The organism is Neolewinella antarctica (genome assembly GCF_011927835.1).
Lineage (GTDB): Bacteria > Bacteroidota > Bacteroidia > Chitinophagales > Saprospiraceae > Neolewinella > Neolewinella antarctica.
Window position 1 is genome coordinate 1146008 of the sequence record NZ_JAATJH010000001.1, and the last position, 11266, is coordinate 1157273.

Annotated in this window: 12 protein-coding genes and 1 tRNA gene; 6 read left to right on the forward strand and 7 right to left on the reverse strand. The window is 53.9% G+C overall.

The window, feature by feature from the left end; all coding sequences use genetic code 11:
* The first annotated feature begins 3 nt into the window (after positions 1–3).
* The 5 genes from ftcD to GGR27_RS19800 all read left to right on the forward strand — a co-directional run bounded on the left by ftcD (position 4) and on the right by GGR27_RS19800 (position 3697).
* The gene (gene ftcD / locus GGR27_RS04600) at positions 4–1002 is read left to right on the forward strand and encodes a glutamate formimidoyltransferase (RefSeq protein ID WP_168036196.1); all 999 of its coding nucleotides are present in this window, start codon (positions 4–6) and stop codon (positions 1000–1002) included.
* A gap of 334 nt (positions 1003–1336) precedes the next feature.
* Positions 1337–1996 (forward strand): fructose-6-phosphate aldolase, encoded by a 660-nt coding sequence (gene fsa, locus GGR27_RS04605; RefSeq protein ID WP_168036197.1) that lies wholly within the window; start codon positions 1337–1339, stop codon positions 1994–1996.
* Positions 1997–2176: 180 nt separating this feature from the next.
* Positions 2177–2551, forward strand: coding sequence for a hypothetical protein (locus tag GGR27_RS04610; RefSeq protein ID WP_168036198.1), 375 nt, complete (start codon positions 2177–2179; stop codon positions 2549–2551).
* Positions 2552–2553: 2 nt separating this feature from the next.
* A complete protein-coding gene (locus GGR27_RS04615) occupies positions 2554–3063 on the forward strand; it encodes an NADPH-dependent FMN reductase (RefSeq protein WP_168036199.1) in 510 nt (169 codons plus the stop codon).
* Positions 3064–3184: 121 nt separating this feature from the next.
* Complete coding sequence (locus GGR27_RS19800) at positions 3185–3697, forward strand: DUF937 domain-containing protein (protein ID WP_209037871.1); 513 nt, start codon at positions 3185–3187, stop codon at positions 3695–3697.
* Between the two features lie 202 nt (positions 3698–3899).
* Here the strand turns inward: GGR27_RS19800 and GGR27_RS20240 are convergent, their stop codons facing one another.
* The 5 genes from GGR27_RS20240 to GGR27_RS04645 form a co-directional block, all read right to left on the reverse strand.
* Entirely contained in the window at positions 3900–4010 is a 111-nt protein-coding gene (locus GGR27_RS20240; protein ID WP_168036200.1) for a GIY-YIG nuclease family protein, read from the reverse strand.
* A 110-nt stretch (positions 4011–4120) separates the two neighbouring features.
* A complete protein-coding gene (locus GGR27_RS04630) occupies positions 4121–4384 on the reverse strand; it encodes a GIY-YIG nuclease family protein (protein WP_168036201.1) in 264 nt (87 codons plus the stop codon).
* A 101-nt stretch (positions 4385–4485) separates the two neighbouring features.
* A complete protein-coding gene (locus tag GGR27_RS04635; RefSeq protein WP_168036202.1) occupies positions 4486–4749 on the reverse strand; it encodes a GIY-YIG nuclease family protein in 264 nt (87 codons plus the stop codon).
* A 44-nt stretch (positions 4750–4793) separates the two neighbouring features.
* Positions 4794–4867, reverse strand: a tRNA-Asp gene (locus GGR27_RS04640).
* Positions 4868–5177: 310 nt separating this feature from the next.
* Positions 5178–6065, reverse strand: coding sequence for an energy transducer TonB (locus tag GGR27_RS04645; RefSeq protein WP_168036203.1), 888 nt, complete (start codon positions 6063–6065; stop codon positions 5178–5180).
* Between the two features lie 264 nt (positions 6066–6329).
* Here GGR27_RS04645 and GGR27_RS04650 point away from each other — a divergent pair, with 264 nt between their 5' ends.
* Positions 6330–7343, forward strand: a complete 1014-nt coding sequence (locus GGR27_RS04650; RefSeq protein WP_168036204.1) for a helix-turn-helix transcriptional regulator — start codon at positions 6330–6332, stop codon at positions 7341–7343.
* Positions 7344–7412: 69 nt separating this feature from the next.
* On the opposite strand, the gene GGR27_RS04655 is transcribed toward GGR27_RS04650, so the two are convergent.
* Complete coding sequence (locus GGR27_RS04655) at positions 7413–7748, reverse strand: thioredoxin family protein (protein ID WP_168036205.1); 336 nt, start codon at positions 7746–7748, stop codon at positions 7413–7415.
* 210 nt (positions 7749–7958) lie between these two features.
* Positions 7959–10784 carry a sigma 54-interacting transcriptional regulator gene (locus GGR27_RS04660; protein WP_168036206.1) on the reverse strand — a complete coding sequence of 942 codons (2826 nt, stop codon included), beginning with the start codon at positions 10782–10784 and terminating at the stop codon, positions 7959–7961.
* Between the last annotated feature and the right edge of the window lie 482 nt (positions 10785–11266).

The window sequence follows — 11266 nt, forward strand, 5'->3', positions numbered from 1 at the left end:
AATATGGCACCGCCCGAACAACTGATTGAATGCATCGCTAATGTGTCGGAAGGACGTGATGCGGGGGTGCTCGCGGCGATGAGCGCAGCTATTTCTTCCGTAGCGGGCTGTCACTTGCTTCATCGCGACGTCGGCCCCAGTGCTCACCGGACGGTCTTCACATTTGCGGGCACGCCGGACGCGGTGTTCGAGGCGGCGTTTTTGCTTTATGGGGTGGCGGCCGCGCGGATCGACATGCGGGTTCACCAAGGTGCACACCCGCGCGTCGGGGCGGTAGATGTTTGCCCCTTCGTGGCCATTCGGGGCGTTACGCCGGAGGATTTGGTTGCGCGGACGCGGGTGCTGGGGGAACGGGTAGGAGCAGCGCTAGGGATACCCGTCTACCTCTACGAAAACAGTGCTTCGGCGAAACACCGCACGAACCTGGCCGATATCCGCCGGGGGGAGTACGAAGGGATTGGCCGCAAGGCTCAATTACCCGGGTGGGCACCGGATTTCGGACCGCCTCGCAACGACCGCTTCGGTGCTACCGTGCTCGGGGCCAGGCTATACCTCATTGCCTGGAACATTAACCTCGCTCCGGAAGTACCGCTCGCAGTCGCCAAACAGCTTGCCGGCCGACTCCGGGGCAGTGGGGTCATGGGTACGCCGGGATTGTTCCCGGGGCTCAAAGCAATTGGTTGGCGGTTAGAAAATTTTGGCATTTGCCAGATCAGCTGCAATATCGTGGACGCCGATAAGACGGATCTCGCCCGGGTTTACCTGACGGCCGTCAACTTAGCCGCCAGTATTGGCGCGCGCGTCACTGGCTCGGAACTGATCGGGTTGATCCCGGAGAAGTACTTGCGGAAAGCAGGCAAAAGTTTCTGCTTCGACGGTTCCCGCAGCGGAGAGCTGGAGGCGGCGGTGGCGGTATTGGGCCTGGAGGATTTGGCTCCCTTCGTCTGGGAAGAACGCTTTCTGGAAGAAGTTATCAGTACAATAGCTAAGAACGTACTTTAGGCGTGCGTCACGTCGATTCACGCTGGCGATCGGCTCTCACCCTCAAGAATTTGTCGGGGACAGTTTTGGTCTTTCCGGGAGGGGAACCACAGTAACACTACTGACCCTTATACGTGATGGCGCGGTAGATAATCCTATGAATTTCGCTTCTTCTTCCTGATCTACCCGGCACCCCCGATAGCTATCGGGACCGCGCCCCCTTGCTTATGGTAAATTTAAAGCAAAGTTTGTTTCCACTACCTTTAAGGCCAGGAAACATCGGTGCAACTCCTACGTTTGCAGTTACAGCGGACTGAATTAGACCGCCGCGAAACCACCCATAAATATTCCAAGAATGAAGTTCTTCATCGACACGGCCAACCTCAATGACATTAAAGAAGCCGAAGCTCTCGGTATCCTCGACGGCGTAACGACTAACCCCAGCCTGATGGCTAAGGAAAAGATCAGTGGCGACAAAAACGTCAGAGAGCACTACAAGAAAATCTGTGACATCACCGACGGTGACGTCAGCGCGGAGGTAATTAGCACCGATTTCGAGGGGATGCGCAAGGAGGCGGAAGAATTGGTAAAGATTGCCGACAACATCGTCGTAAAGATTCCGATGATCAAGGACGGCGTCAAAGCACTCGCGTGGGCGAGTAGCCAGGGCATCCGGACGAATTGTACGCTCGTCTTCAGCGCCGGTCAGGCTATTCTCGCCGCAAAAGCCGGCGCCACCTACGTCAGCCCCTTCATCGGCCGCATCGACGATATTGGTTGGGACGGTATGACGCTCATTAGTGACATCGCCGAGATTTACGCCGTGCAGGGTTTCGATACGGAGATTCTCGCCGCATCCATTCGTTCCGGTAAACACATCGTCGATGCCGCAAAAGCCGGCGCCGACGTAGTTACCTGTGGACTTAGCGCCATCGAAAGCCTCCTGAACCACCCACTGACCGATAATGGCTTAGCCAAATTTCTGGCTGACCACAAGAAGGCCGCTGGATTATAATTTCCGTCGTCTTCACCACCAAATACCCCCGCCGCGTTGAACGTGGCGGGGGTATTTTAATTTCGGGGCTGGGGTCGACTTTAAATTCAAATCAGCTTTACTACATTGCGGTTGCAAGCAACGAACTTTGCGAATTACGTGAGCGGCAAAGCTGCGTAAATACCAACAAACAGACCACAAATGTCAACCTCGAAACCACGCGTCATCAAGAGCTACGAAAAACTCGATGACTCCATTGTGGAGCAAATAAAGCTAGCCTACCCCGAGGGGTTCGCCGGAAACCTGATCCGCTTTACGGACATCAACGGTAGCCTTGCTTCCGCCCTACCCTTCGAAACGGAAGAAAAATACTACCTCGTCCGGATGACCAAAACGGAGGCCTTGCTGATCATCGACGACGACGAAGATTACGACGAAGACGGTAACCTCTACGACGAGGCGCGGGAATCGTACGAGGATAAGTACGACGACGATGAGGAAATCGAAGAAGCGGACATTGACCCCAGTGAGCTGGAGGAGGAGGGGACTTCCGATAATGACGACGACAATGACTAGCCATGCGATTACTCGTTTCGGGCAGCCCCCACCCCGCCAGCGCCAACAGCAGATTACTGGATGCCTTCGCGGCACTTGACCCCGCAAGTGCTTACAAAAGTGCTGATTACTTGGCGGACTTGCCCGTATTCCAGCCGGCGTTAGACAAAAGTCCGATTCCAGAAATTGTGACGCGATGGCGGCGAGAAGTCGGGGTAGCCGAGGCGGTCATCGTCTGCACGCCAGCCTACCTTCACAACATCCCGGGTGTACTCAAGAACGCGCTGGACTGGTTAGCCTCCAGTGGCGAATTGAATGCCGTGCCCACCATCGCCATGACGTTCACGCCCGGTCCACCACGTGGGGCGCGAGCAATGCAGTCGTTGCTGTGGTCGCTAACCGCGTTGAACGCTCGTGTGCTGACTTCCGCCGAGCTCTACCAATCAGATGCGATCTGGGCCGACAACGGTGAACTGGCGGAAAGTGACCTCAGTGAGATGATCGCTGCGTTAGCTTCCCTTCTGGACGAGTAAGTCTCCTGACGTTGCCCCGCACAAACTACCCGTTGCACGAATGCTCATTATTCGATAACTTGAGCGGAGACGATAAAATTACACCAAATCGGGGGCTCCCGCCCTCACAAAAAGCATACGAATGTTAGACTCCATTATGGGTGCCGTTAAGGGCCAAATCACTTCCGCCATCACCGAAAAGACCGGTCTTGACTTGGGCCAGGCTCAGCAAGCAATTCCGCTGGCGCAAGATTCCGTGACCGAAGGGCTCACGGGCGCCGTAACTAGCGGTAACGTCGACGGCATTTTGGGAATGTTGAAATCCGCAACCGGTGGCGGTGGTGGCGACCTCGTCAACAATCTTGTTTACAAGGGCATCGCGGGCTCTTTCGTTTCTAAACTCACCTCCTCACTGGGTCTCAGCAGTGGAATTGCCAGCACCATCGCGGGCGTGGCCCTACCAATGATCATGAGTAAGCTCGGTGGAGCCACCCAACAGGCGGGCGACTCTGACGGACTTGATGCCGGCTCATTGATGGGAGTACTCGGTATGGACACGGGTGGCCTACTGGGGCAGGCGGGAAAACTCCTGGGTGGTGGCGATAAAGGCGGTGGCGGTGGCCTGCTTGGTGGACTTGGTGGGTTGCTTAAATAGCTACTGACCAATCTTAACCCAACCGGATTAGGCCACACAAACACGAAATCACAAAAGAGCAGCAGACGGGAATTCGACGTAGCTCTATACCACCGTTGCGCTTTGCTTGTTTGTGCTTCTTACGATGTGGTAAAAAATTGCCGTAACATCAATTGAAAGAAAAGGCAACGTGGAAGTAGCCCCGCAAACATGCTTTGTGAGGCTACTTTGTTTTACCACCTTCGTCCGTCTGGTAGGTCAGTACTCTTCCGTCCAGGTCTTTCGTGTAGCCGACGTAGTATTTTTCAATTCCAGTGCTGTAAAGAATGTACACGAAGCTCGTTTACTAAAATGCAAAAAGCCGCTCCCAAGGGAGCGGCTTTAGCAGTCTGGACGGGACTCGTGCCCGTCCCGACTAAGTCGGGACCGTGACCGGACGGCATTCTAACCAACTGAACTACCCGGCCCGTTCTCCGTGAGCCACTTCAAGTAGCGCTGATTCTTTGACTTCTTTAGCTTGATCTCCCGCTTCCTGGCTACCGTATCACTTTCGTAACACTCATAATACATCAATTCCCACGGACCTTTGCCGCTCGTCCAGCCACCTTCGTCCGTCTGGTGGGTCAGTACTCGTTTATCCAAGTCTTTGGTGTAGCCGACGTAGTATTTGTCGATTGCAGTGCTGTAAAGAATGTACACGAAGCTCATTTACTAAAACGCAAAAAGCCGCTCCCAAGGGAGCGGCTTTAGCAGTCTGGACGGGACTCGTGCCCGTCCCGACTAAGTCGGGACCGTGACCGGACGGCATTCTAACCAACTGAACTACCCGGCCCGTTCTCCGTGAGCCACTTCAAGTAGCGCTGATTCTTTGACTTCTTTAGCTTGATCTCCCGCTTCCTGGCTGCTGTATCACTTTCGTAGGCTTCGGAATACTTTAGTTCCCACGGACCTTTGCCACTTGTCCAGCCACCTTCGTCTGTCTGGTGATTTAGTACTCTTCCGTCCAAGTCTTTCGTGTAGCCGACGTAGTATTTTTCAATTCCAGTGCTGTAAAGAATGTACACGAAGCTCATTTACTAAAACGCAAAAAGCCACCCCCGAAGGAGTGGCTCTTGTGCGGTCTGGACGGGACTCGAACCCGCGACCTCCGCCGTGACAGGGCGGCATTCTAACCAACTGAACTACCAGACCGGTAGCTTAAATTCTTGAATCGGTGACCATCGTCACCGTATGTGTCTGTGTTAATTTGAAGGAGCCTCGAACCCGTCCCGACTAAGTCGGGACCGTGACAGGGCAGCATTCTAACCAACTGAACTACCAGACCAAAACTTATTTACACCGAAAGCAGCGATCATTTACCGTTGCCATTTTTCAAATGCTGCGCAAATATAGGGCCGGCAGATTCACATAGACAAGTCTTTGCCCTCCGGGAAAGGAATAATTCTTTGCGGGCCGGCCCTATCTTATTGGCTATCAGTGAAAAGGAAATTTTAATAGTTTGTCACTGGAGCTTGAATTGTATCGGCATGGTGAATTTTACCCTGACCGGTTGCATGTTTTGAATACCGGGGGTGAAGCGTTGGCCCTCCTCATTAATCGCTTTTAGGGCTGAAATGGCTTCGTTGGTACACCCGCCGGCCACTTCCCGGAGTGCCTCGATGGAGCTCACCGATCCATCGCGTTCGACGACGAAGCTCAGCACGACGTTTCCCTGGATGCCGTTTTCCCGGGCCAGCGCGGGGTACTTGATGTGCTCGTAGATGAATGATAAGAGCGCTTTATCGGAGCACGCGCGGCGGGCGGGGCCGCTTAACTCGACGCACGAGGTACCGAAGGTAGGCATGTGCTCGACGAAGAGTATCGGGTCACCATTACCGTAGTCTTCGGGCGGTGGGGGCAGCGCTGCTGGTGTGGGCGCGGACGCGGGTGCAAGGTTTTTGTGGAGTGGTGGCCCCGGAGGCGCAACCAGTTCCAACGGGTCGATATCAAGCGACTGGAACGGCTCGGGCTCTTCCACTAATTCCGTGGCGACTGGCTCAATGACGGGAGGTGGTGGCGGGGGTGGCGGAGGCGGGGGCGTGCCGGTTGGGGGGATGGTCAATTCCAGAATTTCATCTACGTCAAATGTGATTGCGGAAAAGGTTTGGTCCTGGGCGGGGCTCGTCCAGTTGATGGCCAGTGCGCTGCCGGCGATGGCCACGCAAAGCGCAAAACCGTGAATGGACTCGCGGTAACGGTAGACTTGCTTGTGGTCCACGGATTGAGTGGACTCCGTCGCCCGTTGGCGTCGAACAACGAATTTGAGGAGGAAAATGGACGCAATCACGAGTATACCGAGCGCGGATAGGCCCAGCAGCACGGCGGTGCCACTGAAAGTAGTGAGTAACATACTTGGATAATTTAGGTAGCGGTTTACGGTAAGTTGAGTAGCCGCGCGGCTTCGATCACTTACGGTAAGAGATGCGGGACGCCTGACTTTTGGCGGGTAGCTGAAAGCCCCACCCCACTGCTTTGCGTCGTTACCCTTGCACCCGCGGCCGCGCCAAATGGTCGAAAGCAGTTACCGATTGCCTATATTTAGTCGCAACACGGGAACGATACACGCCCTGGCGTGACCGCATCATTGAATTAAACCGCAAGCTTGAAGACTGATATGGAAGACGCCCGGGTACTAGAACTAAAAAGAAGCGACGCAACCGAGATGGTAGCGGAAATGGCGCGGCTCCTCCAGCTCCCCCTGCAATTGGACTGTCAGAAGGGCTTCATGGAATTGCGTGACCCCGTGGGCACGGGCAAAGTCATGTGCTACCACACGGATAAAGGGCTTGATACGATCATCTTCAACTGCGAACTCCGCGTACCGATCGAACTAAAATTACGGGGAAATTTCTCGCAGCCCATTTTTTTCTACACGGCGGCGCGGGGGGCGGTCGACGTAAGCTGCCAACGCGGAGATTTTACCGTCAAAGACCTGCAGGCAACCGTCCACGGAGCGTACGGCGGTGATGAATACTCAATTCGGCTACCGGCGGGTGAAGAAATTCTGCTGATGGTGAGCCTGGTGCACCGCAAAGTATTTTTCGAGAAGGTAGAATGTGAGATCCTGCAAATCCCCCCGCAGCTACTACGGGTGGTCAAGGGTGACGAACCGGACCAGGATCATTTTTTATTTCAGGATATCTATCACCTGCCCGCCGTAGACGCGGTGTACAGCATCATCGACCACCAGGAAGTTGGCCTCCTGCACAGCGCGCACGCTTCGGCGATGATTTTCGAGAACCTGTTCTTACTCCTCAACGAATACAAGCGCATTCATAAGTCCACGAACGGCCGCCTGGTAAAGGAAGTCAATAAGATTAATCTGATTCGCGCTGCGGAAAAGGTATTGATCGCCAACCTGCACGACTGTCCTACGATTCCCAATTTGGCCAGAATGGTTGGGGTAAACCAGCAAACTTTGAAAAAAGGATTCCGACAGCTTTACGGAACGACCATCAACGGATACCTGAATGACCACCGACTCAACCAGGCAAGTTTGCTAATCAACGGTGGGAATATGTCGATTGCGGAAGTGGCGGATGCCGTGGGTTACAGTAATGGAGGATATTTCTCCCGAAAATTCAAACAGAAGTACGGCGTACCTCCGAGTAAATTCGGTAGCGGGTAAACCGACTTGATTCTTGCGACAAAGGTTTAGAAAAGCAATTTAGCGGCGATTGATCACGCTGGCCGATCTTTACAAGTAGGGCTTAACACTCGCCAAGAGCTTGTTTCTGCTGGTAGTGCCGATGAGCATATCGACGATTTCGTGATTACGGAGCAAAATTGTGGTGGGCACCTGGGAAACACCGAGTTTACGGGCAATGCTGCCGTACTTCTCTACGTCAATGATTTGCAAGCCCACGTTCTCGCCGTGCTTCTCTTTAAGATCCTCTAGATAGCCCCGAAATAAAAAGAAACTGCCCACCCACGCTGCGGTAAAAGCCAGAATGACGACGCGTCGGTCGCTATTTTCCAGCCAATCCGACAGGTAGTCTTCATTTTGCTCAATGGGGTTTCTCTCTTTTGTCACTTTGTGTTTCGATAGGGGTCGTTAGCGGCACGATAGCGGCTAGTGGGGATAATACGCGACCCGTTTATATATGTTCAGCGAGTTCGGCGTATATGTTGTTAACGATCAATCGAAATAGATGGAGGCAATTTTGCCCCCTTTATTGTGTCGCTACATTACTAAAAATACACTTCGGGACCGGGGATTTTCTACGTGAGCCCCCGTACGTTCCTAAAGCAAGTATTCGTGCTTCTCGATACCTAATTTCCTAATCTTGCTCACCAGCGTCCGATCGTTCATTTCCAACAAGATGCCAGCCCCGGTGGGCCCGGTCATCCGCCCGCGCGTCATGCGCAGCGCGTCTAAGATGTGACGACGTTGCATTTCCTCGAAGGATAAAAATGCCTCGCCGCCTGCCGTCACGGACTGGGAGCTACGAACAAAATCTATCGACAGTGTATCGGATTGACACAGCACGACGGACCGTTCAATGATGTTTTCTAGTTCCCGAATGTTGCCGGGAAAGGGATAAGTGGAGATGCGTTTAATGTCCGCCGAGCTGATCTTGCTGATCTTTTTTCCCTGCCGTTTCGCGTACTTCTTGGTGAAGTATTCGATGAGTACGGGAATATCTTCGGGTCGGTCACGAAGCGGTAGGTTGTGAATCGGGAAGACGTTGAGTCGGTAGTACAGATCTTCCCGGAACTTGCCCTTACGTACCATATCCTCCAGATCTCGGTTGGTTGCCGCGATCATACGCACGTCCACCTTAATGGTCGTCTCGCCACCGAGTCGTTCAAATTCATCCTCCTGCAAAACGCGCAGCAGTTTAGCCTGCAGGTCGAGTGGAAGCTCACCGATCTCATCCAGAAAGATCGTGCCCCGGTCGGCCATTTCAAACCGTCCTTTCTTACGGTTGATCGCGCCGGTAAAGGCGCCTTTTTCGTGGCCGAAGAGTTCGCTTTCGATGAGGCTTTCCGGCAGCGCGGCGCAGTTCACCTTGATGAGGGGAAAATCTTCACGGGCGCTGAGCTGGTGAACGGCGCGGGCGAGGAGCTCTTTTCCGGTTCCGGTCTCGCCGGTGATCAGTACCGTCGTGTCCACGTCGGCTACCTGCCCGACTTGCGTAAGGATCTTCTGGTACTTACGGCTGACGGTGATAATGTTATTGACGTTGTACTTTGTATCGTTGTCCTCCCGCAGACTAACGTTTTCGTCACGCAGACGATCGCGCATAACCTCGACTTCCGTGAAGGCGGACTCCAACTCGTCTCGCTCCTGTTGGCCAGCGGTTAGATCTTTAGCGCTGAGTACGTAGTAACGATTCTCATTATGATTTAAAAGCGAACTACCCAGTTGCATTTGGTGGACGTCACCGGCTTTATCCGTTAGGCTGAATTCTTGTTTTTCGCCCGCTTCGATTTTACTACGGTCAAGGCCAGGAAGTATGCTGAGTACGTCGCGTCCGATCAGGTAACGATTCATCTCGGAGGGCAGGAACTGGCGGAGCGTTTCGTTAGCATACTTGATTCGGTAAGTATCGTCGAGCCACAAAACACATTCCGCTGTTTTATTAAGGGCAGTCTGGGCCAAGTGCAATTGTTGTTCCCTGTCCCTTTCGGTGCTAATGTCAGTGAAGTACAAACAGCAAAGCTCTTCACCGTCGTGGTGGAAGTAATTCATTTTTGCCCGAACGGGTACCTGTCCCCCACTGGCGGTATGAATCTTGGTTTCCATCGCGACCGACTGACCGGTTCGCAGTTGATCCCACGTCGATTCGTCGAGCACGTTTGCGTCAAGACAAACCTGGCCGATCTGCATGTCTTCGACCTGGCGTGGCGTGAATCCGGTATGCTCCAGGTAGTTATTATTTACGGAATGAACGTCGCCATTGTTACGTACCCACACGATGAAACCGTCCGCCCGTTCGAGCGAAAATTCCATTAATCGGTTGCGTTCCGCCGCAAGTTTATCGGAGGTTGCGTCGTGCCCGATGATGCAGGCGAATTCCTCCTCACCCAGGCGCACGTAATTAACGCTGGCCTCGACGCAGCACACCGACCCGTCTTTTGCGCGTAAGTAGTACTCCCGCCGCAAGTTTTTGTGCTGCCGTAGCTCCCGCCAGCTGTCGTCAGTGCTAGCCTGGTCCCGTTCAGCGACGAGGGCCGAAAAACCTACTTCTTGTAGTTCGAGGTGTCCGTATCCTAGCTGGCGGGAGGCGGCGATATTGGCGTAGACGACTGAGTCGTCCGGCTGCGTCCACAAAATAATGTCGTCGGCCTGATCAACGCTAAAGGCAGCTAACTGAGCGTACTTATCGAGTTCATCGCTTCCCGGCCCGTCGGAGCGGGTGCGGCGGCGCACGATTCCGTAGAGGTGGGTAACGTGCAACTCGTTACCAATGGAGTGGCAAACAAAATTCAGGAGGGACGTCCGCTCGGTGGATTCGATAACGAAATCGAGGGAGGCTTCTCCCGGAGCGGCCAGTAACTTGGTGGCGGCGTTAGCCATTTTCACGAAATCGGTTTCCGCCATCTTCGCGCTGATGAGTTGACCGATCTCCAGTTTACTCACGGGGCCGTCGGGGATGCCAATGAGCTCCCGGCACACCGATGAAATCTCCAGGTGCCCGTCGACCCGGTTGTAGGACCACCGCCCGACGCGTAGTTCCTTCGCCAGCATGACGATTTCGTTATCGGTAATGTCGGGCTCAATCCGATCGGCCAGGGTTATCAGGGCGTAATCACCCGTCACCCGCCTGGCTTCAACCGTGATGGGCCGCATGTACTGCCGGCTGGTTTCGATGTCGGTGACGTAGGTAAGCTTTTCGCCTTCACCCATGCGCCTCCAGTAGCCTTTCCACCGGATCAGCGTGGAGTTGGCGTCCAGTCCGGCCCAGCGCTGACCGATGAGTTCCTCCACTGGCATCACAAAAAGTGCTGCGGCTCCTTCGTTGGTAGCTACGACTTTACTGTTCTCCGCCACGATCATCGCGGGGAGGGACAGGCCGGCAAACATGGCCTCGAAAAGCGGAAGCGGCGAAATGCTGGAACTCAAAGAACTCGGTTAATGAAAGCAAATAGTAGAAACACATCAGAAACTAGGCGGGCGCAACGTACCCAATATTGTTGCGGGCGAACGACAACAAAGATACAACGTGCACAGTATGCTGAACCGCGAAGTGCCCTTAGGCCTGAATTCATACTTTGACCGTGCTCAACCATCACACAAATTCACAACATCAACAGCTCTCCTAACGCGTAAGCCCGAGGCAGTGATCTCAAAAAGTTACCGACAAAAAAGGAGCCCACACTGAACCGACCTAAAAAAGTTGGTTATCAGCGAGGCTCCACTTGAAAAAGTTGCCCTTTTTGAGTCCAGCAAAAGGTGGACGGGGCGGCGGATAAAACTCCCGGTGGCAACCACAAAAGTGGATGCTACCGAGGAGACCCATACCTGTACGTAAGCCAGGCAGTGCAAATATGCGGGCGAATTTTCATACTCGATTGCTGAAATGGAAACCAAAATGGTACAATCGG